Annotated in this window: 17 protein-coding genes; 1 reads left to right on the top strand and 16 read right to left on the bottom strand. The window is 39.0% G+C overall.

The features are described from left to right. Positions 1 to 92: 92 nt before the first annotated feature. The 13 genes from SPD53_RS15920 to SPD53_RS15860 all read right to left on the bottom strand — a co-directional run bounded on the left by SPD53_RS15920 (position 93) and on the right by SPD53_RS15860 (position 18,701). Entirely contained in the window at positions 93 to 1,553 is a 1,461-nt protein-coding gene (locus tag SPD53_RS15920) for a S41 family peptidase (RefSeq protein WP_336253149.1), read from the bottom strand. Positions 1,554 to 2,315: 762 nt separating this feature from the next. Beyond that, positions 2,316 to 3,743 carry a murein hydrolase activator EnvC family protein gene (locus SPD53_RS15915; RefSeq protein WP_336253148.1) on the bottom strand — a complete coding sequence of 476 codons (1,428 nt, stop codon included), beginning with the start codon at positions 3,741 to 3,743 and terminating at the stop codon, positions 2,316 to 2,318. Between the two features lie 48 nt (positions 3,744 to 3,791). Further along, on the bottom strand, positions 3,792 to 4,685 hold the full coding sequence (ftsX, locus tag SPD53_RS15910; RefSeq protein WP_156855596.1) for a permease-like cell division protein FtsX: 894 nt from the start codon (positions 4,683 to 4,685) through the stop codon (positions 3,792 to 3,794). Then, the gene (gene ftsE, locus SPD53_RS15905; RefSeq protein WP_156855597.1) at positions 4,675 to 5,361 is read right to left on the bottom strand and encodes a cell division ATP-binding protein FtsE; all 687 of its coding nucleotides are present in this window, start codon (positions 5,359 to 5,361) and stop codon (positions 4,675 to 4,677) included. Before ftsE ends, ftsX begins: the two co-directional genes overlap by 11 nt. A gap of 438 nt (positions 5,362 to 5,799) precedes the next feature. Then, a complete protein-coding gene (gene cccB / locus SPD53_RS15900; protein ID WP_156855598.1) occupies positions 5,800 to 6,162 on the bottom strand; it encodes a cytochrome c551 in 363 nt (120 codons plus the stop codon). A gap of 163 nt (positions 6,163 to 6,325) precedes the next feature. After that, positions 6,326 to 7,427 (bottom strand): peptide chain release factor 2 gene (prfB, locus tag SPD53_RS15895; RefSeq protein ID WP_156855599.1). Its coding sequence is split into 2 segments (ribosomal slippage): positions 6,326 to 7,354 and positions 7,356 to 7,427, totalling 1,101 coding nucleotides; the frame shifts between segments, so codons are not numbered across the junction. Positions 7,428 to 7,894: 467 nt separating this feature from the next. After that, positions 7,895 to 10,411, bottom strand: coding sequence for a preprotein translocase subunit SecA (secA, locus tag SPD53_RS15890; RefSeq protein ID WP_156855600.1), 2,517 nt, complete (start codon positions 10,409 to 10,411; stop codon positions 7,895 to 7,897). Between the two features lie 438 nt (positions 10,412 to 10,849). After that, the gene (locus tag SPD53_RS15885) at positions 10,850 to 11,893 is read right to left on the bottom strand and encodes a BadF/BadG/BcrA/BcrD ATPase family protein (protein ID WP_336253147.1); all 1,044 of its coding nucleotides are present in this window, start codon (positions 11,891 to 11,893) and stop codon (positions 10,850 to 10,852) included. Next, positions 11,883 to 13,406: an argininosuccinate lyase gene (argH, locus tag SPD53_RS15880; RefSeq protein ID WP_156855601.1), complete on the bottom strand. Its 1,524-nt coding sequence runs from the start codon at positions 13,404 to 13,406 to the stop codon at positions 11,883 to 11,885. Before argH ends, SPD53_RS15885 begins: the two co-directional genes overlap by 11 nt. 26 nt (positions 13,407 to 13,432) lie before the next feature. Then, positions 13,433 to 15,169: an ABC transporter permease gene (locus SPD53_RS15875; RefSeq protein WP_336253146.1), complete on the bottom strand. Its 1,737-nt coding sequence runs from the start codon at positions 15,167 to 15,169 to the stop codon at positions 13,433 to 13,435. 4 nt (positions 15,170 to 15,173) lie between these two features. Further along, on the bottom strand, positions 15,174 to 16,250 hold the full coding sequence (locus tag SPD53_RS15870) for an ABC transporter ATP-binding protein (protein ID WP_156855603.1): 1,077 nt from the start codon (positions 16,248 to 16,250) through the stop codon (positions 15,174 to 15,176). Positions 16,251 to 16,448: 198 nt separating this feature from the next. After that, entirely contained in the window at positions 16,449 to 17,510 is a 1,062-nt protein-coding gene (locus tag SPD53_RS15865) for an extracellular solute-binding protein (RefSeq protein WP_442946218.1), read from the bottom strand. Positions 17,511 to 17,534: 24 nt separating this feature from the next. After that, positions 17,535 to 18,701, bottom strand: a complete 1,167-nt coding sequence (locus SPD53_RS15860) for an ROK family transcriptional regulator (RefSeq protein WP_336253145.1) — start codon at positions 18,699 to 18,701, stop codon at positions 17,535 to 17,537. A 427-nt stretch (positions 18,702 to 19,128) separates the two neighbouring features. Between SPD53_RS15860 and SPD53_RS15855 the strand changes: the two genes are divergently transcribed. Continuing rightward, on the top strand, positions 19,129 to 20,436 hold the full coding sequence (locus SPD53_RS15855; RefSeq protein ID WP_336253144.1) for a PIG-L family deacetylase: 1,308 nt from the start codon (positions 19,129 to 19,131) through the stop codon (positions 20,434 to 20,436). Between the two features lie 24 nt (positions 20,437 to 20,460). On the opposite strand, the gene SPD53_RS15850 is transcribed toward SPD53_RS15855, so the two are convergent. The 3 genes from SPD53_RS15850 to SPD53_RS15840 form a co-directional block, all read right to left on the bottom strand. Then, positions 20,461 to 21,801 carry an ISL3 family transposase gene (locus tag SPD53_RS15850; RefSeq protein ID WP_336253143.1) on the bottom strand — a complete coding sequence of 447 codons (1,341 nt, stop codon included), beginning with the start codon at positions 21,799 to 21,801 and terminating at the stop codon, positions 20,461 to 20,463. Positions 21,802 to 21,919: 118 nt separating this feature from the next. Then, entirely contained in the window at positions 21,920 to 22,657 is a 738-nt protein-coding gene (locus tag SPD53_RS15845; protein ID WP_336253142.1) for an ABC transporter permease, read from the bottom strand. Continuing rightward, positions 22,644 to 22,895 (bottom strand): hypothetical protein (locus SPD53_RS15840; protein WP_336253141.1); only part of this gene is annotated, 252 nt, incomplete at its 5' end. The genes SPD53_RS15845 and SPD53_RS15840, both read right to left, overlap by 14 nt.

Here is a 22,895-nt window from a genome sequence, read left to right as displayed (position 1 = left end):
CGGTGACAACCTTAGTTGCACTTATACAGTAAGAAAGGATTTATACTTATCTTTCTGCAAAAAAAGGCTGGGTCCCCCCAGCCTCTCCTGTCTTACTTATATAGTTCTTCCAATGCCTTTTCTAATTGAACATCATCTTCACCGGAACGGATACGCTCGATCACTCTCGTATCTATTAATCCAGCTGTTTCTTCATCGACTTCTCCTGTTGCTGAGAGATCATTATCTTTCTGGAATTGTTTTACAGCTTCTTCCGTCTGTTCATTAAAGTAGCCATCCATTCGTCCAGGATCATAGCCGATTCCATCCAGCATGAGCTGTATATTCGCGATGCCAGGATCCGTGTCATCCAACCCAAACGGCTCCTCAATCGAAATCGGATTAGCGTAATAATAATCCGGCTGATCTACGGGGATATTCGGCTCTACCCCTACCTCATTAATCCACTCTCCATTAGGAGATAACCATTTGAATGTCGTTAATTTAATCGAACTGCCATCACCTAGCGGAACTGCTGTCTGAACTGTACCCTTTCCGTAACTTGTCTGACCGACAATATCATAATCAAGTTCTTGTAATGCAACCGCAAGAATTTCAGAGGCAGATGCACTACCCTCATCAATCAACACACTAATTGGATAATCCTTTGTTTCCTTCAAGTCAGAATGAATTGCTTCGATATTTCCATCCGCATCTTCTATTTGAATGAAAGGAAGATCTTCAGGTACAAATAATGCTAACATATCTTCAACTACATTTAATAATCCACCTGGATTCCCACGAACATCGATAACTAAACCATCCAAACCATTATCTTCCAAATCGCTTAGATGTTCTATAAATTCAGTTGCCGTATTCTCGGAGAAATTAGTAATTTCAATAATTCCTGTTGTTTTTCCATCTATTGTTTCTGTTTCACTATAGACCGTTTCTATCGGAATGGTATCCCGGACAATGACCACTTCAAAAGGATCACCTGCTGCACGAATAATCTCTAATGTTACTTCTGTTCCTTTTTCTCCACGAATTTTAGCGACAGCTTCATTTAAATTCAGTCCATCGAGGTCTTCCCCATCAACAGTAAGAACTTGATCATTCGGCCGTAAACCAGCTTTCTCTGCAGGTGAATCCTTAATCGGGGAAACAATCGTTACAACGCCATTCACCATACTAACTTCTGCTCCGATTCCCTCAAATGAAGATTCTATCTGCTGATTAAATTCATCCATTGATTCAAGGTTCAAATAGGATGAATGAGGATCTTCCAACGTGGCAAGCATTCCCTCAATTGCACCTTCAACCAATTCATTACCGTCAACTTCTTCAACATAATTTTCTTGAATGAGGGCATATGCTTGTTCAACCTTTTGTAAATCGCCGGTGAGTGATTCTGACTTATCACCGTTTAGTTTTTCTTCCAGCTTTTCTCGGCTTGCAGTTTGCTGTCCACTATCTTTATCGCCGGCTATTGAAATGCCTGCATAAGCACCAAGAAAACCGAGCAATAGCGCAGCGGCTAATAAAAGAACTATTTGTAATCTGTTTAATTTCATCATTCCACCTCAAATTTCTTCCGTCCGTTATAGAAAAGCATACCATTTTATCTCTTTCATGACTATGCACAAGACTTCGCATTGATGAAATTCTTTTACAAGACCATCGCGAAATATAATGACCCAACTTTCTCATCTTTGTATACAGGATGTTCTAACATGAACTGTAAATTGCTTTCATTCAGCGTAAGTGTGTGCAACTTACTTCTGGAGGTCCGCAGTCCAGACACCTCTCGCTTTCCGCGGGCGGCCGGCAAGCCTCCTCGGGCTAACGCCCTGTGGGGTCTCGCCAGGCCTATCCTCCCGCAGGAGTCTCGAGGTGTCTGGACTGCTCCGAGGGAAAGCCTAACTTGGTACACTATTTTTCATTTTAGTAAGAGGACACCTATCATGGTGGGATATTTTCCATTAATAATAATCCTCTCTACAGTTCAGTTGCCCGGTGGACGGTGACTCCTGCGGGAATAGCACGAGTCCGGAGACCCCTTAGTGCTCAGCCCGAGGCAGACTAAGAACGCCACGTCCTGTGGCAACGTCTGCATTAGCACGTCCTGTGCGTCGAGGCTTCGGCTGTGCCCGCAGAAAGCATCCGTCCACCGGGCAACTGAACGGCGATTAGAGTTCTAAACTAAATGAACGAGCAAAACACTTACGCTGAATGAAAGCGATGATTTATTAGGTTTGAAAGTTACGTAATGATTATTACTTTAATCAGTATGAAAAAGGTATCGTAACGATCACGATACCTTTTTCTTCTTTATATTATCTTAAAAATGGCATTGGGTCTACTGGATTACCGTATCCGCCAGGGTGAACTTCGAAATGGAGGTGAGGACCAGTAGAATTACCTGTATTACCTGTCGCTCCAATTACTTGACCTTGAGTAACAGCTTGTCCAGATGAGACATCTATTCTGCTTAAGTGCGCCATGACCGTTGTATAGCTTTTACCATCTATGTAGTGGGAAATCATGATGACATTTCCAAAGCCACCCATCGTACCGGCTGTACTTACTACTCCGTCCGCCGGAGCAACCAATGGCGTTCCAGTACCTACACCAAAGTCAACTCCTGCATGCAAACGAGAAACATTAAAGATTGGATGGTTTCTCATACCGAATCCTGAAGTAAGGCGACCATTTGCTGGGTAAATAAAGTATCCCCCTCCAGTATTTCCGGAATCAACTTTTGTTTCCGGTGCAGATGCGACTTTATTGCTGTTGTCATTATTAGTGTTGTTATTATGTGATTCACGCTCTTGTCTTGCTTGTCTTTCTTGTTCTGCTTTACGGCGCTCAGCTTCTTGACGTTTTCTTTCCGCCTCTTCTTTTGCTAACTGCTCCAATTCTCCGACCTTTTGTTCTGCAAGGGCGATTGCTTGAGCTTGAGCTTTCTCCTCGGCAGCAAGTATCGCATGTTCTTCTTCAATCGTTAGCTTAATTTCTTCCAAGTTTTCTTGTTCTTTTTCAAGCTTAGCCATTAACGTTTTTCTTTCTTTCTTTTGATTGTCCAGTTGGTCTTTTAAAGCAAGAAGCTCTGTCTTTTGAAGCTCTAACTCTTCTTTTTTCGCTACGACAGTATCTTTTTTCTCTTCCACTTCTTGTTTATGTTCTGCAAGCAACTGTTTATCAGCAGCTTGTTCTTCCATAATTTGTTTATCCTGGTCCATGATTGTATTTACCGCTGATGTACGGCTAATAAAATCTACAAAGCTTTTAGAACCAAAAATGACTTGGATTAATTTAATTTGACCACCGTTCTGTTGAATAGAGCGAAGGCGATCTTTTAATAATGCATCGCGCTTTTCAATCTTGTCTTCCAAAACCTCAATCTCTTTCGTAAGAGTTCCTATCCTCTCGGTTAAGTCGTCGATTTCATCGTTTGTCGCCTTTATCTCGTTCTCTTTCGCGGCAATATTATTCTGTGTTGTCGCAAGTTCATCTTCTATATCCAAAATCTCATTTTCAACTGATTCTTGTTCGCTTAAATTTTCATTGATTTTCGTTTCGGTATCCTGTTTGTCTTTATTCAGGCTATTTTTTTCCTCGGATATTTTAGATTTCTCTTGTTCATGTTCGTTGATCTGTTCTTTCAAGTCATCGATTGACTCTGCAGAAACTGGAGTTCCTGCTGTAACTGCAGTTGATAGTAAAGCTACTGCTGTTATGCTGGATAGGATCGATTTCTTCAATTCATATTCTCCCTTCATAATAATAGCTTCTGGTCATCTCACTATCTCTTAAACTTTCAAGAATTTACGTACACTCATTACACTTCCCCAAACACCGATCGTTGCACCAATGAGCAGGATGCCAAGTGATAAATACCAAGCAAATGGATTAAATTCCAATATCTCTACGAAACTAATATTAATTTGACTTGCGAGATTTTCGGCTATGTAATGGTAACCGAATAATACAACTGCAATCGGAATAATAGAACCTAGTAAACCAAGCAATAATCCTTCCACAAAAAATGGCCAACGAATAAATCCATTAGTAGCACCAACAAGCTTTTGAATGGAAATTTCAGTACTTCTTGCAATGATGGTGATTTTTATAGTGTTGGAAATGAGAAATACTGCGGTGAGTACTAATGCAGCAATCAACACAAGCCCGACGATTCGTGCGTAATTGTTAAACTCAAACAATTTATCTACAATATCCTGACCAAATGTTACATCATAGACATGGTCAAGTTCTTTTATTTCTTCGGCAATTCCTTCTGTCTCCTGCGGGGTTTCCGCTTTGACAACGTAGGCGTGATTTAACGGATTATCTTGTTCAAATAATTCCCAGGCCCTTCCTTCCTCTCCTAAGCTATTAGTCAAACTTTCTAGTTCTTCGTCATTAGAAGAGAAGTAGACATTTTCAACGCCATCCAGCTGTCTGAGTTGGTCTCCTAAGGCAATGACGTCATCATCTTCTGTTGTTAAATCAACAAGCACTTTAATTTCAACATCTGATTCGATATTTTTCGCAAATTCATTAAGGTTGAGGACGATCGCGAGGAATACACCGACGAGAATCAACGTTGTCGTTACGGCTCCGATGGAAGCAACGGTCATCCAACCATTCCGGAAAATGTTCTTCGTTCCCTCTCTCAGGTGGCGTAAAAATGTTCTAAACTTCATAGCCGTATTCACCTCGTTGTTCATCTCTTACAATTACACCGTCTTCAATCGCGATTACTCGCTTTTTAAATGTGTTTACAATTTCCTTACTGTGGGTAGCCATAATTAAAGTAGTTCCTTTATCATTAATTTCTTCAAATGTCTTCATAATTCCCCAGGATGTTTCTGGATCCAGGTTTCCTGTCGGTTCATCTGCAATAACAATACGCGGGCGATTTACAATGGCACGCGCAATCGAAACACGCTGCTGCTCCCCACCGGAAAGCTCTGCGGGGAGAAACCGTGCTTTATTCTTCAAACCAACTTCTTCTAATACTTCCATAACTCTTGTCCGGATTCCTTTTGGTGTTTCTTCAATAACTTCAAGTGCATAGGCAACATTTTCATAGACTGTTAATCTCGGTAAAAGCTTAAAGTCTTGGAAAACAACACCTATTTCCCTTCTTAAGTAAGGGACTTTTCTTTCTTTCAATTTACTTAAATCAACTTCATTTATAATGATATTTCCTTTAGTCGGTTTCTCTTCCCGATAAATAAGCTTAATAAAAGTAGATTTTCCAGCTCCACTATGTCCTACAATATATACAAATTCACCTTGTTTGATATCAACATTAATTCCGTTTAGAGCAGCGACTCCATTCGGATATGTTTTATACACATCTTCCATCAAAATCATTTATGTATCACCTTTTATTTATTTCAAATTATTTTTGTTAGTAGTTAACCTTTATAGATTCCTTAGCTATTATAACATCAATAAGTGCATTTTTTAGACATAAAATTATTACATTTATGTTTCAAGCATGCCATTTCATGTAATGTTCCTGGTAAAGTAGGATATTTTGTCGAAAAGAACGCGTGACAATGAGTCGATGTGATATTACAGAGGTGTAATAAAGTGAAACTTCATTCAGTGGGGTTTCCTTACCTCCCCACTGAATGTTAGTTGAACAGAATCAGGGATTTACGGACTGTTATATCCCCACCTTCACATCTTGGTTTTCCCTCATGTTTAGAGGTGGGGGTATTACAGACCGTTAATACGAGATAAATATAGACAAAAATAAAAGTCCGACTCACGAGATGTGAGCCGAACTTTTTCGTTTGTTTGTTATTACTGTTCTTCCAACCAATTCACTAATGCGTCAAGGTCATCTCCAGACACATCTTGTGCTGGCATAGAGCCTGTCCCATTTTCAACAATGTCTTTAATTTCGTCGCTGGAGTATCTACTTCCTACGTCTGTTAAAGCAGGACCTGCCCCGCCGGATAAATCTGCTCCATGACACATTGCACAGTTAGCCTGGTAAATTTCCTCACCAGCAGCAGTATCTACAGCATTGTCATTCTCAGCCGGTTCTTCTGTATTTGTGTCGCCATTGTCTGCTGGCTCTTCATTATCAGCGTTATTTCCGCCACCACAAGCACCAAGAACTAATACTGCTCCAAATAATACTGCTAATAACCACTTCTTCATACATAAATCCCCCATTCATATTGTGTAATAAGTTTATCAATAGTATTATATCCTATTGACAAATTTTTAAAACCCTTTTTAATCTGAAGTCTGTGAACAAAAACCAACATTTTCCTTATTTAACCAAAAACACGGGCACTTTCTTCTTTTTTTATTTTTCCGGTTACTTGATCTGGGAACGTAAATAAGCATCAATAAATAAATCGATTTCCCCGTCCATTACTGCCTGTGTATTTCCAATTTCTACATTTGTCCGGTGGTCTTTTACCATCGAATATGGGTGGAAAACATATGAACGGATTTGACTGCCCCAACCTATTTCCTTTTGTTCCCCGCGAAGGGCTCTAAGTTCCTGCTCCTGTTTCTCCACTTCGAGCTGGTATAGTTTGGATTTTAACATTTTCATTGCAGATTCCCGGTTTTTAATCTGGGAACGTTGGTTTTGACAAGTGACGACAATATTTGTCGGTAAATGGGTAAGACGGACGGCTGAGTCAGTTTTGTTTACGTGCTGACCACCCGCACCACTTGCCCGGTACGTATCAACTTTGATGTCTTCATCTCGCACTTCAATCTCAACATCATCATCCATTTCCGGTGTGACATCACAGGAAACAAAGGATGTATGACGTCGACCTGACGAGTCGAAAGGTGAGATACGCACGAGACGATGGACACCTTTTTCTGTTTTCAAATAACCATAGGCATTATGCCCTTTGATGAGCAAGGTTACGCTTTTCACTCCAGCTTCATCACCCGGTAAGTAATCAAGTGTTTCAACCGTAAAACCTTTCTTTTCTGCCCAGCGCTGGTATAGTCTTAATAACAAGCTTGCCCAGTCTTGGGATTCGGTTCCCCCTGCACCCGGATGCAGTTCAAGAATCGCATTCTTCGCATCATAAGGTTCACTAAGAAGCATTTCCAGTTCAAAATCGTTTATCTTTTCCATATATGTTTCCAATTGTTCATTTAAATCTTGGAATAATTCCTCATCTGCTTCTTCTTTAACCAGTTCGTAGGAAACTTCAAGATCTTCCAGTGTTGCTTCCATTTTTTCAAATGATTCAACTTGGTATTTCAAGCCATTCGTTTCGTCAATGACTTTTTGTGCGGCCTTTTGGTCGTCCCAGAATGCCGGGTCTGCCATTTGTTGTTCTAATTCACTTATACGAGCACGCTTGTCATCTAAGTCAAAGAGACCCCCTGAAAGCTTCAACTCGTGAAGTTATTTTATCCAATTCATTTCTGATTTCCGCTAAATCCATGACACATCACCTCATAAAAAGTTTAGTTTAAAGAACAAAGGCTCTAGCGCCCTTACAGGCTAAAAACGCGACGTCCTGTCGCAACGCCTGTACTAGCACATCCTGTGCGTCGTAGCAACGTACAAACTGTGCCTCCCAGGACGGGAGGTAGTTCGATGTTGCCCCATACGTGAGCGAACTTAATCGAACTTCCCCTTTACGGAATGAGATAAAGGAAACATGCCCCTTTTAGGGGTATGCCGCTGTTGGGCTTTAGCCCGTACTTAGGCGGCCCTCCTTTAGTTTTGAGTTGTTGATGTTGACTTATCGATTAGAGGAGTGTGAAGTTTGATAGTTGCTGGGCGTTGGAGCCGGACGTGGCTAGCCCTGGATACCTATGTTACCACAGCATTTTTATTTTATAATTTCTTATTCTAAGGAAAAGAACGAGGTCGGAATCGTCATGTCTCCTACCTCGTTAAAGTTCTTTAGTTTTTACCGTGACAGTTTTTATACTTCTTGCCGCTGCCACATGGGCATGGGTCATTTCGGCCGACTCGGTTTTCTTTTATAACAGGTTTACGTACCTTTTTCTTGCCGTCTTGACCCCCGTGAGCTGCTGTCGTATTTTTCACGACTTCTTCCCGTTGTAGGTTCTCACGAATTTGTGCTTTCATGATGAATCTTGCAACTTCATCTTCAATGGATTGAACCATTTGCTCAAACATCTGGAATCCTTCCATCTGGTATTCACGGAGCGGTTCTGTCTGTCCGTATGCACGCAGGTGAATCCCTTGACGGAGCTGATCCATTTGGTCGATATGATCCATCCATTTCGAATCGACCGCGCGAAGTACAATAACCTTCTCGAACTCGTGGAACTGATCCGGTTCTAACTCTTCCCGCTTCTCATCATAGGATTGTTGTACTTTCTCCATGATGAGTTCTTTCATTTCTTCCGGTTCTTTACCCATTAAATCTTCTTTCTTAATCGCTTCGGGACTTAATAAATTCGCGTGAATATGTTCCATAATCGCATTGATGTTCCATTGATCCTCATCTTCATCTTGTGTATGGGAATCAATTACCCGATCTACCGAGGAACGTATCATATTCATGATAATTTCAGTTAAGCCGTCTTCAGCATCGATCACTTCAAAGCGCTGTTTATAGATAATTTCCCGTTGTTCACGCAGAACGTCATCATAGGAGAGAATTGTCTTCCGCGCATCAAAGTTATTTCCTTCAACTCGTTTCTGTGCAGATTCTACTGCACGGCTCACCATTTTGCTTTCAATCGGTTGATCTTCATCCATTCCGAATCGGTCCATCATAGCCCGGAGGTTATCTGAACCGAAGCGGCGCATCAATTCATCTTCCATGGAGAGATAGAATTGTGTTACACCAGGATCTCCCTGACGGCCAGAACGTCCTCGAAGCTGGTTATCGATCCGTCTCGATTCATGACGTTCTGTTCCAATTACCGCAAGCCCGCCAAGTTCAGGAACACCTTCTCCAAGCTTGATATCTGTTCCACGGCCTGCCATGTTCGTTGCAATCGTTACAGAACCTTTTTCTCCGGCTTTTTCAATGATCTCCGCCTCACGGTAGTGGTTCTTTGCGTTAAGCACTTCATGTCGAACGCCAGCTTTTTTAAGCATTTTTGAAATCAATTCGGAAGTTTCAACAGCTACCGTACCGACAAGTACAGGCTGACCGGCTTGATGTCGTTCTTTAATCTCTGCAACGACTGCGCGGAACTTCGCTTCCATAGATTTATAAATCAAATCGGGACGGTCTTCCCGGATAATCGGCTTATTCGTCGGAATAACGATGACATCCATATTATAAATATTACGGAATTCTTCCTCTTCCGTCTTCGCAGTACCTGTCATCCCGGATAACTTGTTGTACATCCGGAAGTAGTTTTGGAAGGTGATGGATGCTAAGGTCATACTTTCATTTTGAATTTGTAGTCCCTCTTTAGCCTCAATCGCTTGATGCAGGCCATCACTATAGCGACGACCTTTCATTTTACGACCAGTGAACTGGTCAATGATGACAACTTGCCCTTCCTCTACCATATAATCATCATCACGATGCATAGCCACATGGGCTTTTAATGCTTGGTTAATATGATGGGTTAAGGAAACATTATCCAAGTCAAACAAGTTTTCGATATTGAAAAATCGTTCCGCTTTGTTAATACCTTCTTCTGTAAGTTGGACACCTTTCGTTTTCTCATCATAGGTGTAGTCTGTTTCTCTATTTAATGTTGTTACAAAACTGTTCGCCTGAGTATAAAGCGATGCAGACTTCTTAGCTGCTCCTGAGATGATTAACGGTGTTCTCGCTTCATCAATCAAGATCGAGTCGACCTCATCAATGATAGCAAAGTTAAGTGGCCGTTGTACCATCTGTTCCTTATAAAGGACCATATTGTCCCGTAAGTAGTCGAAACCGAACTCATTGTTTGTTCCATACGTAATATCACATTGGTACGCTTCACGCTTCTGTTCTTTCGTGTAGCTGTTTAAGTTTAATCCAACAGTTAGACCGAGAAAACTATACAGTTCACCCATTTCATTTGCGTCACGCTCTGCCAGATATTCGTTAACGGTAATAATATGGATACCATTTCCTGCTAGAGCGTTTAAATATGCCGGCATAGTGGAAGCTAAAGTCTTCCCTTCCCCCGTTTTCATCTCGGCAATGTTTCCGCCATGAAGGGCAATTGCTCCCATAATTTGTGACCTGAATGGGCGCATGTTCAACACTCGTCTTGATGCTTCACGCACTACGGCATAAGCTTCTACGAGTAGGTCGTCCAATGTCTCGCCTTTTTCAATTCTTTCCTTGAATTCTTCTGTTTTATTTTTCAATTCATTATCTGAAAGCTTCTCCATCTCTGGTTCTAAAGCTTCTACTTCGTCTGTACTTTTTTCAATTCGTTTAACTTGGCGCTTATTACCATCGCCAAATATCTTTGTCAGAAATCCTGCCATATATTATACGCTCCTCAATCTAATCAATACCTTAACACTATAATCATAACACTATATGTCAAAGCCTGACAACAATCAAAGGCGAAAACAACCGGTTACGATACTGCGTTTTCGATAAAGAGCCAAAACCAAAGTAATGGGACATAACCAATCAACAGCCATTTTGCAGCCCGACCAGATATTCCAAGCAGTAACTGAGAATGCGTGTTAAATTTCTTCCCGTCGATGAACTCCAATTTGCCCGGGTAAAAAGTAAAACAGAAGATTTTACTCACCCACTGTTTGCATTTTTTTATATTTGTAATCTACAAAAATAACCCCTCATACTCAATGAGGAGTTATTCATCTAAATTCAGCTTCCTTTTGAGGTATCAACCTACGCGGGAAGACATTTAATTCCATTTTCCGATCCTTTTGCCAGCCTGCACTCAATTCCGTTCACCCATTCAGCCCTCTTTGGATAATAAGCTCAATTGGCTTCTTATGCGTATACAGCAAATCAGCGCCTGGCATTGCTTGCTTCACTCTATCTAATAATTGTCCCTTCACAAAATGACTATTTTGCAGGACACCCCCGAGAAGCAGCAATTTAAATGGAACATCCACAATCCCAACACGATTCACAGCAGTGCTGACAAGCTGATAAAGCTCGTCAGCTGATTGTTCTAAAATAGTTCTGCTCGCTCCGTCTCCCTCGTAATTTGCTTTCTCAACTATTTTTGCCAGAGCGCCAACTTGATGAATGGAAAAATCGGGGCTGTATACCCAGTTATAGAGTGCTTCATGATCTGTAAAATTAAAATGCTCCAACACTAGCTCCTGTAGCAGCGTTTTCGGTCCTCGACCATCATGCATTTTTAAAATCGCAGAAATGGCTTGTTTCCCTATCCAATAGCCACTGCCTTCATCTCCGAGTCTGTGTCCAAAACCTCCTGTTCGTACATAATTTTCTTTTCCATCATGTGCAAAAACAATAGAGCCCGTACCCGCAATAAGAATGGCTCCAGGCTGATTATTAGTTGCCCCAAGCAAAACGGATAGTGCATCATTTTCTATAATCACTTTATCTATTTTGATACCGCTCTGTGCAAGCGCCTGTGAAACAATTTCATCTACATTTACTTGATCTTTTTTTGTATCAATTCCGGCAAGAGCAAACACACATTTATGAAAGCTTATTTCAACAAAGCGATCTGGATAGTGATATTTCTTTAGGTTATTCACTGCTTTTACGATCACTTCTTTAAGCGTATTAATTGCACCCTTTTTACCTGCAACATGGTAGTTCGCTGTGCCAGACTTCCCTGTACTTAATACATTTCCTGCTTTATCTGTAATCACGGCAATTGTCTTCGTTCCTCCACCATCAATGGCTAATATGGGCAATTCCTTTTGTTCAGCTGGTTGATTTTCCCGTATGGATTTTTTAAAAGTTTTGCTCAAGTCATCACCTGCATGGAAAAAATATTCTTTACTCGTCATCTGGCATCAAACTTTTAAGTTTACTGTCAATTTTTTTATTAGCCGCTTCCAATACTTTTCTTTTGCCGGCCAGCCAGGCACTTATTGTGCGTTGCTGCTCATACCTTACTTCAACAGTCTTCTGCATTCTTTCTTTACTTGGCCCGCCTTCTAGTGAACGGATTTTAATAAAATGTTCCGGATCTAATGCATCAGCCAATTCTTCTGATCTCATATTCAACTTATGTCCAATAATCTGCTGTGCATGCTTGTTTAGATGATCCAATGTAAAATATCTCAAGGACTCCTTGTCATTTTCAACTAAGTCCTGTACAGAGGCACTGACAATTTCATGTGCTTTTCTAAAAGATAAATTATTTGAGCGAACGAGTGTATCAGCAAGCTCTGTCACATTGGCAAAACTTTCCTTCGCCCGCTTCAGCAATTTTTTCTTATTTACCTTCATTGTCATTAACACACCTGACAATAAATAATAAATATTTGTTAGCTTCTCAAGCGCGTTCCACATATATGGCTGCATGTCGTCTTCCGTGTCTACAATATCTCCAAATGGAGTATTATGCATCATGGATAAAACCGTTTCCACATCCCCCTTCACACTCGATAACATTGCACGTGTATGTTCAATAGACACAGGATTCTGTTTTTGCGGCATAATGGAACTGATTTGCACATACGGACTAAACAGCTTAAACGCACCAAATTCCTGTGTTCCCCATAATAACAAATCTTGAGTGGAACGGCCTAAATCAATTGCAGCCAATTGGACAGCAGTTGCTGTTTCCCCAATATAATCTGCACCAGAAACAGCGTCCCAAGCATTATCTATTATCCCTTCAAAGCCGAGCAACTCTTGAACTGTCCCACGATTAATTGAAAAGCCTGAAGTTGTGAGCGCTGCTGCTCCCATACTACTCTTATTCACCGTTACAAAAGCAGCCTGCAGCCGTTCAATATCTCTTGTAAGCATGTCAGTCATTGCATTAAAATAATGACCGAGTGTTGTAGGTTGAGCCTGTTGTGTATGTGTATAGCCAATCATCACTGTATCGATATGCTCTTCAGTCAACTCAATTAGACTTTGCCGCAAATGTAAAGCCGCTTCAATCAGATATAATAATCGCTCACGAATATTCATACGGTAGATTGCGATTCCCATATCATTTCTGCTGCGAGCGATATGGAGATTCCCAGCAAGTTCTCCAGCATCTTGAATAAGAAAATCCTCTACCTCGAAAAATAAATCCTCATAAGAGCCGTTATAAAATCGTTCCCCGACTTCTTTTATATCAATTTTATTAAGCGATTTGACTATTTTTACTGCTTCTTCCTTCTTAACTATCCCCTCTTCAACTAACATAATCAAATGTGCAAAATGAATTTGAAGCATTGGGCGAATGGCGTTGAATTTCGCCTGATTATACGCTGGTTCAAGAACCAAATCTTTATATGTTTTCGCTGGAAACTGGTTACCCTCTTTTTCTAAGATTTTTTGCCTATGTAATGATACCACTTTTTTTACATCCTTTCTTTTGGTTATTAGCCAATTGAAGCACCAGATTGATTTGTGCCACCTTTCAGCCTTTCATTTATGAGCAGAACAACAATAATCAAAATTGTTTGCAATACTCCATAAGCGCAGGCTGTTCCAAATTGGAAGGAGTACATTTTATTCCATATACCTACAGATAAAGGCATCGTTGCAGGTGAGTAGAGTAAAATAGAAGCAACGAATTCTGTTAACCCTTGTACAAAGGCTAACAACGTTCCTGCTAAAACTCCTGGCATAATAATTGGCAGTACAACTCTTCTAAACGAATGCCACCATGTAGCCCCAAGACTTTGCGCTGCTTCCTCAATAGAATCATCCATCTGTATTAAACTGGCTTGTGTATTCCGGAAAACGAGCGGTAACTGTCGAACAAAATAAGCCAGTGGTAAAATCCAAAATGTACCAACTAATACCTGATTAAAGGAAAATACATTCCCTTCACTGAACGCAGATATCAAGTTTACCGCCACAACAGTCCCTGGCAAAGCCCAAGGAACCATAATTAATATGTCCATAAATACTTTACCTTTAAATGCAAAGCGCACCATCGCGTAAGCAGCTGCTACACCGAAGATAATATTCCCGATCACTGCGACAATACTCATTTGAATACTATTCTTAATTGGTCCCCAAGTTCTTGAATCAGTAAATAATTCAATATAATGCTCAAAGGTATATGACGTTGGAATAATTTGCGTCGTCCATTCACCGTCTACCGCAAACGAAATTAAGGCAATTACCAAGATTGGAAGCATCAAAATAAAAACCCCAATTGTAGATAAAATAGCAGCGATGTATTTTACAACTGGTGAACTTACTTCCGTTCGATGCACACCCACACCTTTACTCTGACTTTGATAATTTCTGCGATTTTGATACCATGTCATTAATATTAAAAAGGCAATGGAAACAAGCGACAAAATAGTCGATTGTGTTGCTGCCATGTCCAGATTTCCATTTGTTCTTGAAAGTGTAATCGCCATTGTCATCACACGCTCAACTCCAAACATAAGCGGTGCTGTATACGAGGCCATAGAAATCATAAATACTAATAATGATGATGCAACCATCGCAGGGGTTAACATAGGTAAAATAATTTTACGCCAAATTCTCAATCGGCCGGAACCTAGACTAGTTGCAGCTTCCTCAAGTGATAAATCCAAACCTCTGATTGCAGCCGATGCACTCAAATAGAAATATGTATACATCGTAAAGGTATGCACAATTATAATTCCCCAAATACCCTCCAACGCAAATGGAACATTATCTAACTGGAAGATCGATTGAAAGAGCCGCGGAAAAATCCCGCTGCTTCCATATAAAAAGGAAAAAGATATTGCACCAATTAATGGCGGTAATGCCATCGGAACTAAAACAAGGATAGATAATATTTTTCTTCCGGGAAATTCATATCTATTTAATAGAAAAGCCATCCCAACACCAACGATTGCACAAGTGATAACACTAACTATTGAAATAAATATACTATTATAGAGGGATTCTAAGTTAGCCTCTGACGTAAAAAATCTAAGGTAATTTGTTAAAGACAAGGAACCTTCCTGATCGACCACACTTTGTAAAAACGTTTTGTACATCGGAAAGATGACGTAGGCTAATAAAACGAAAACCAAAGGTGATATTAAAACATAAACAAAGTATTTCGATTGTGTTATTCTTTTCCACATACTTTGTTTTGGTGCACGAGTTTCACTATTAGTCGTCATGTTATTACCTCTTTTCACTCATAAAATAAATCCCGCTTTCAGGAACATGCAATGTAATCGTATCACCTCGTTCCAAGACTTTTGTTCTTGCATTAACAATCATTACATTTAATTCGTGATCTCCAACTTTCACAATATAATTAATACTTACCCCAGTAAACTCACTCAATTGAATGATGCCGGTTAATGTATTTGCTCCCTCTCCAGTGTTAATCATTTCAGGACGAATGGAGAGCAGCACGCTATCTTCATTTGCATAGTCAAGCATTGGAGAACCATTCTCTCTTAATCCTTTTAGTATGATACCGCCACCAATATCGACCGTGACATGCGTATCTGTCAGGTTTTTCACATCGGCTTTTATAATATTAGATTCTCCTATAAATGAAGCAACAAAATGATTAACCGGTTTATTATAAATCTCCTGTGGTGTACCAATTTGCTGGATTTCTCCTTTATCCATCACCATTATCCGATCGGACATCGACATTGCCTCATGCTGATCATGTGTAACATAAATCGTTGTAATTCCCAGTTCAACCTGTAATCGTTTAATTTCAATCCGTGTTTCTTCCCGTAACTTAGCATCTAGGTTGGATAATGGCTCATCAAGCAATAGAATATCTGGTTCTATTACTAATGCTCTTGCAAGAGCTACACGCTGCTGCTGCCCACCTGATAGCTCTGTTATTTTCCGGTTGCCATATCCTTCTAGATGGACAAACTTTTGTGCCTTTTCTACTTTGTTTTTAATCTCACTGCTTGATAGCTTTCTTACTTGCAAACCAAAGGCAATATTTTCAAACACAGTCATATGTGGAAAAAGTGCATAGTTTTGAAACACCATGCCTATATTTCTTTTATTCGGCTTTAAACCTGTAATATCCTCATTATCAAAATAGACTTTACCTTCTGTTGGAAAGTAGAAACCAGCAATAATTCTTAATGTTGTTGTTTTCCCACAACCACTCGGTCCCAAAAATGTAAAAAACTCACCTGATTTGATATGAATATCAACATCTTCTACTCCCTTTGCTTTTCCAAACTTCTTTGTGATATGTTCTAATCTGACACTTTTCATAAACTTCACCTTTCTTTTATAGCGAAACTTCATTAAATGGGAGGATCTTTTCATCTCACTTAATGTTAGTCGAACCAATCGGGCCGTTACTGACTGTTGGAACGCAACTTTTAGGAGATGGGATCTTACTGCCAGCTACACTGAGATAAAAAGCAGGGTGACATATGAGTACATCACCCTACACATTTAAGGCTAAAATTAATTTTGATCTTTAATGTTATTATCCCAATAATCCATCCAGTCCATTTCATTTTCAGATAAGACTTCCCAATCAAGATCAAGTTCTTTTAGTTCAAGTTCATTGTACCAATCCGGCATTGCATCAGGATCAATATCATTCCGTGACGGGATTTGATATGTTTCTTCTGACAACTCTACAACTGTTTCAGAATCAAATAAGAATTCATAGAACAGTTCAGCATTCTCTTTATTCTTCGCGTCTTTAATAATACCTACTGCATCAACTAAAATCGGCGCACCACTCTCTGGGTAAATATAATCGAATGGTTGATTATTTGCATGTGCCTGAATAAGGATATCCTGCAAGTTCCATAGCGAAAGCGTTCCTTCTTGACGAGCAAGTTTCAAGTATAAATTAGTAGGATCCTGTGCATATTCCTTCGTGTTAGCATCAAGCTTTTCCAGCCACTCATAACCCTTTTCAGGATCATTCGGATCTTGACGATAAATCATTGAAGCATAAATTGTTCTCATCGTTCCAGATGGTAATACGCCGCGAATGATAATCTCATCTTTCCATTCTTCGTCTAGCAAATCATCCCAATCCTGAGGCCCAGATTCTTTATCTAAAACATCACTGTTAATCATGATAACCTCAGGCAAAAGCATTTCTCCATACCATCTTCCCTCTGGATCCTTATGTTCTGGTTCAATTGCGTCATCAAAGCTTGGTGTAAAAGGCTCTAACAAATCCTCATCAGCTGCCTGCATAAACGCAGACTGTGTGCCTCCCCACCAGAAGTCTCCTCCTGGGTTTGACTTTTCACCACGTACACGTTCCATAATTTCCTGTGCACCCATTGTCAGAACATCTACCTGAATATCCGGATATTCTTCATTAAACATTTCTACAACCTTATCAACTACTGTTTGATCACGTGCAGTATAAACGACAAGATTTCCTGAAGCTTCTTCGGAATCGCTTTCCCCAGTGCCATCTGAAGAATTATCGCCGTCACATGCCGCAAGTAATACTAAAATAAAGGCAGCCATTAATATTAATACGAATTTCTTTTTCAAACTTAACCCCTCCAAATAGAATTGTTATTTTTTATATTTAAAGCCAGCAACATGAAATTCTGCTAAACCAAGATGAAACGCTCCATATATACCGGCTTTAGAACCTAATTCAGTTACTTTAATCTCAGGCATTTGCGGGACAAATCTTTCAATTTTTTGTTTAAAAGCATGTAATGAAGTTTGATTCATATTAACAAGCTCTCCTGATAAAATGACAGCCTGGGGATCAATAATACTAATCAGATTAATCGCTGCTTTGGCCCAATGATCAATCGTTTCTTCCAAAATTTCTTTTATCCTTGCATCATTTTGATGATATTGCAGTATATGAAGTAAAGAATCTGCCTCACACGTTGCTAGATTAACTTCTAACTCTCTTAATCTTTCAGAGACCCCAAATAAACCATAATTTGTTTCAAATACACCCAACTCCTGCTTAATATTATTTTCATCTCCTATCATCATAAAGCCTACTTCTCCTGAAGCAGAGTGCGACCCTTTATAAAACTTTTCATTTAAGAAAAGCCCGCTGCCAATGCCATTACCAATAAACAAATAAACGAAATTAGCGATGTTTTGACCTTGTCCTTTATAAAATTCACCAATTGTCATCAAGTTCACGTCATTTTCAATAATGACATCAACTTTCAGACGTGAAGATAATTCCTTTCTTAAATTCGTATTTCCCCATCGAATCGTCGGTGATGAACGAATCATGTCATCGGAATCCATTTTAATACCCGAAACTCCAACAACCATGCCCAGCACCTTATCCATCGTGACTTTCTCTAACTCTAAAAGTCTTTCAACCCCTTCTTCAATTGAATCTATGATAACCGTTCCATCACTGTGTGGTATGAATTTCTGCTTAAATAGCGTTAGAATTTCTCCACTCATATCACCTAATGCAAAATGTATAGAATCATTTTCTATTAAAATACTAACAACAAAGTTAAAGCGAGAATTGTATTTAAGATAGATTGGCTTTTTACCGCCACTTGACTCGCCTACCCCTGTTTCAAGAATTAACTCTTCATCGAGCAGTTCCCTGACAATTTCTGAAATAGTTGGCTTACTGAGCTTTGTCTTTTTAGATAAATCCGCCCGAGACTGCTTTGGATTACGTCTTAATTCATCGATAATTAATTCTCTGTTCATCATTTTAACTAATTGAGGAGTAGATTTTTTCACTTGCCATCACAACCCATTTCTGCACAGCGCGTTCTTTTTTGCTGACTTAAAAACTTAGTTAGTAAAGCTAACTACCAAAGTATGTCCAGTATAATATGGAAGCGATTTCATGTCAATATATTTTTTAATTTTTCAGAGAATAGTCCATCAGGCCTACCCTCTATTCTATGATGACACCCTTAAATTTATTCCGTATCAAGCCTTTTGGATCATTTTAATCTAGCAATAAAATCTCAATTCAATAGAAATATCTGTTATCTAGTATTATTTTATCAAGTAAAATATGGAACTTTTAGAATATTTACACCGTTAATTGCTTGTGATAGCGTTTAGCTAAGTTAGTTTTGCTAACTAACTTAGCTAATTTATAGAAAGGAGGCCTTATGCAGGTTATTTGACACTCAATATAATGAAAGGGGTTACAAAATTGAAAAAGATTTTTACTTTATTGATGGCAGTCCTGCTTATTTTACCAACAGTATCCTTGTCCGGATTTGCTCAGAAAAAAACCGAACATGATGTGGAATTATGGAATGCAGTTAAGCCTCTAAGCACTACTGTAAGTTTTTTAAATACAGGGGCACATCCCGATGATGAGCGCAGTGATTTTCTAGCATATTTATCAAGAGGATTAGGTGTAAAAACCTCAAGCCTGATTGCTAACCGTGGAGAAGGCGGTCAGAATGAAATCGGCAGTGAGCTTGGTAATGCACTTGGCATTATCCGTTCAAATGAAATGAAAGAAGCTGCGAAAGTAACAGGGGTTAAAGCCTACCATCTAAGTGAAACAACTTCAGATTCTATTTATGATTTTGGCTTTTCTAAATCTCCTGAAGAAACTTTGGAAAAATGGGGAGAAGAGCTTACTTATGAGCGTCTGATCCGCTTTATAAGAACATATCAGCCTGATATTGTCATGCCCTCTTTCCGAGATGTTAAAAGTCAGCATGGTCATCACCGTACAATGGCAATTTTAAGTGAAAGAGCTTTTACTGATGCTGCAGATCCAAATGTTTTCCCTGAGCAGCTTGAAGAAGGCTTGGAACCTTGGCAGGTGAAAAAACTTTATTTACCTGCAGAATCACAAGAATCAGCCACTCTTTCCATTGAAATTGGTGATTATGATCCCGTTTACGAGATGACCTACCCACAGCTGGGAGAAGAATCGAGATACCTGCATAAGAGCCAGGGAATGGGAAGAGACATTCCGGCCGAACCAAAGCAAACGCATTTAGAATTAGTTGACAGTGCAGTAACGACACAGGAAAATAATTTGTTTGAAGGTATTCCCTATGATTTAAAGGAATGGGCCGAGGTTGTTTCTCAGCCTGGTCTAAGCAACCAGCTAAAAAAGCTGCAAAAAGATCTGGATAAAATTATCAAGCTATACCCGAACCGAACTGAAATTTTTCCTGAATCACAACAGGCTTTAAAAGAAACACAAAAATTAATAAAGAAAGTGGATAAAGCTAAGCTAGCACCAGATGTAAAGCATGATTTACTTCATAAACTAGAATTGAAAGCTGAACAGCTTACAGAAGTGGGCTTTGTTTCATCAAATCTAAACGTTGAAACGACAATCGATTCATCTGTAATAACACAAGGGGAAAAAGTGCAAGTAACGATGACTCTTTCCAACGAGGGAGATAAAAAAGTTAATCATGTACAAGCTGCATTAGAGCTTCCTGAAAACTGGAAATATAATGGGGCTGTTAATGTAAAACATTTAGGGTAATCGGAAAATAGTGTGGAAAGAGGGTTAAAAAGAACCCTCATCCATTGCCTTGATCAGTGTGGAAAAGTCAGCACCAAAGACTTCCTCATATACCCATTCATATTCTTGTTTTAAGAAGTTTGGTATTTGATCAGGTAGCATTTTCCCGAAAGTAAATTCAACATCTTTAAATTTCTTTTTTCTTTTGACTTTACGATAGCCCTGTGTGAACAAAATTTTAGCTCTGAGTGCCTCAAAGGAGTAACCTCGACCAACATGATTCATTGTCTTTATTAAGCGATTAAGAGACTCTGTATAAGCATTTGTGATAGGAGAAGTAAAATAGTTGAATATCTCTTCTTCCCAGTTGCTCATTGCTTTAATTAGATATGAAAAGTAATTCACTAACTCTTCAGGCACACTTGCAAGCCAATCTTGATAGAGCTTATAGGCTTCGTCTATTGACTTTGCTTCATATATGTCGAAAAATTGCTCTTTAAGTTCGTATGCTTGTCCCAATAACGGAAACATATCAGTCCATACTTGTAACTTAATTTGGTCATCGAAGTCATTAAGGTCCTTACGCCTTTTCAGAAGCACATAACGATCTCTCATGAGTTGCCTACGTTCTTTGGCAGACACATTTTCACGATTAGCCTTTCGAATCTTCTCTAAGGCTTCATTAGCCAATTTGACAACATGGAATTTATCAATAACGATTTTAGCATGTGGGATCACCATATTAACTGCATCTCTGTAAGGTCTCCACATATCCATTGCTACAAGTTCAACTTTATCAATGTCTTGAAGTTTTGAAAGATAGTCGATGACCACGGATTTGTTACGTTTTCGTAAAATGTCAATTACTGATCTGTTTTCAACATCTGTAACGACAAAACGGTAGTTCTTTAACAAATAAACTTCATCAAGACCAAGCCATTTAGGAGTTCTGAACTCTGTTTCTGCTTCAAGTTCAACGACATAGTCATTAAAGATGTTGCGTACAGTCTTTTCATCAACGCCTATATCATCTGCAACACTGGTAAAGGTCTTTTCAAGACTCTCTTCTTGAATCCAATATATAAGTCTATTAGTAACAGAGCGACTAATATCCATATCAGGAAGGCTTTCAAAAAAAGTTTCATTACATTCCCTACACTTATATCGTTGACGTTTGACAAAAATACCTACACGTTTTGCGTGCATTGGTAGGTCAAAAAATAGCTGTTGTTTTTTACCATGCTTGTATAGGTTTGCAACAGTACCACATTTTAGACAGTAAGAGGGAGGTGAGATTGCTGTTTCTACCAAGAAACGATAGTCGTCCTCACTTTCCTTCATATCAATAATATTAAAGTTTTTTAGATTAAGCATATTAATTGTCATAATTCAGTTCCTTTTTCACCATTAAAAACTTCTCCCCTTGATTTTAAGAAAAAGATCTATTTAGTTTAATTTCATAAGAAATATTCTTATGAAGAAAGAGATACTACAATACAAAAACTTAATTACGCTTTGTTATTGCAAAATAGCACATAACGAAACTAAGAACACACCACCCACCGATAATTAAAAAACCAAACCAATTTATTTCAAAATCGCTAGGGGCTAATGTAGCACGGATAGACTCAGCCATGTATTGAATAGGTAAAAATTCGTGTAATTTAGCCAACCAATTAGGTAAACGATCAGGCGGAAAGTTAATTGGTGAAAATAAAAGTATTCCAAAAATGAGTACCTGTGAGATCAACTCTGCTACAATTGGACGTAACCATAAAGCAATGGTGTAGCCAATGCCTATTGCTGTTAAACCAATTAAAATAAATGTAAAAATACTTTTATATGAATATGCAATCTGTAAGTCAAATCGAAGAGATGCTACAAACAATGCAATAAATATACCTGGAAACGAAATAAGGAGCCAAATAGTCGCCTCAACCAAGACATAGTATAGTCGTGGTAAAGGTAAAGAAAGCATATAGGTAAACGTTCCATCTGCCCTTGTTTCACCAATTCCCTGTGGCAGAAAAACAAGGCCGATTGATAATAAGATTATAGTTGGTGCTCCAGTCGTTAAATAAAGAGCAGTCGTATCATCCATATTGGGAATTAAATAAGAAAAGCCGATAACAATTCCTACTGCAAGCAATGTTTGAATAATTAAATATAAAGGTAATACTGGTTTCATTCGTAATAATTGCCAACGTAACAAATGGAAAAATCCATTTTTAGCTAATAGCATATTGTTCTTCCCCCGATTCCTGGTGCCCTATACTTCCTATAATGCTTGAATAGGCATCCTCCAATGTAGCAGCACTTAATGAGAATTCCTCAATTTTATTGGCTTCCTGCAAAGAAAAAACCCAATCCATTAATTCCTTGCTGTGTTCTTTCGATAAAGATAAAATTACCTTTTGTTTATCATGACTAATCATTGAAACATAGCTGGGATAAATTAAATCTTCATCTTTACGATATAA

It is taken from the genome of Oceanobacillus sp. MO10714A, from assembly GCF_037072045.1.
Classification (GTDB): Bacteria; Bacillota; Bacilli; order Bacillales; family Amphibacillaceae; genus Oceanobacillus; species Oceanobacillus indicireducens.
Note: the sequence above shows the minus strand (reverse complement) of the source record. Positions and strands in the feature narration are given on the sequence as shown.

What these genes read in the sequence shown, in the direction of transcription:
- ftsX (WP_156855596.1), bottom strand. Translation starts at nt 4,685, where the DNA reads ATGAAGTTTAGAACATTTTTACGCCACCTGAGAGAGGGAACGAAGAAC.
- SPD53_RS15885 (WP_336253147.1), bottom strand. Translation starts at nt 11,893, where the DNA reads ATGACGAGTAAAGAATATTTTTTCCATGCAGGTGATGACTTGAGCAAA.
- SPD53_RS15870 (WP_156855603.1), bottom strand. Translation starts at nt 16,250, where the DNA reads ATGAAAAGTGTCAGATTAGAACATATCACAAAGAAGTTTGGAAAAGCA.
- SPD53_RS15845 (WP_336253142.1), bottom strand. Translation starts at nt 22,657, where the DNA reads ATGCTATTAGCTAAAAATGGATTTTTCCATTTGTTACGTTGGCAATTA.
- SPD53_RS15875 (WP_336253146.1), bottom strand. Translation starts at nt 15,169, where the DNA reads ATGACGACTAATAGTGAAACTCGTGCACCAAAACAAAGTATGTGGAAA.
- secA (WP_156855600.1), bottom strand. Translation starts at nt 10,411, where the DNA reads ATGGCAGGATTTCTGACAAAGATATTTGGCGATGGTAATAAGCGCCAA.
- cccB (WP_156855598.1), bottom strand. Translation starts at nt 6,162, where the DNA reads ATGAAGAAGTGGTTATTAGCAGTATTATTTGGAGCAGTATTAGTTCTT.
- ftsE (WP_156855597.1), bottom strand. Translation starts at nt 5,361, where the DNA reads ATGATTTTGATGGAAGATGTGTATAAAACATATCCGAATGGAGTCGCT.
- SPD53_RS15850 (WP_336253143.1), bottom strand. Translation starts at nt 21,801, where the DNA reads ATGACAATTAATATGCTTAATCTAAAAAACTTTAATATTATTGATATG.
- SPD53_RS15920 (WP_336253149.1), bottom strand. Translation starts at nt 1,553, where the DNA reads ATGAAATTAAACAGATTACAAATAGTTCTTTTATTAGCCGCTGCGCTA.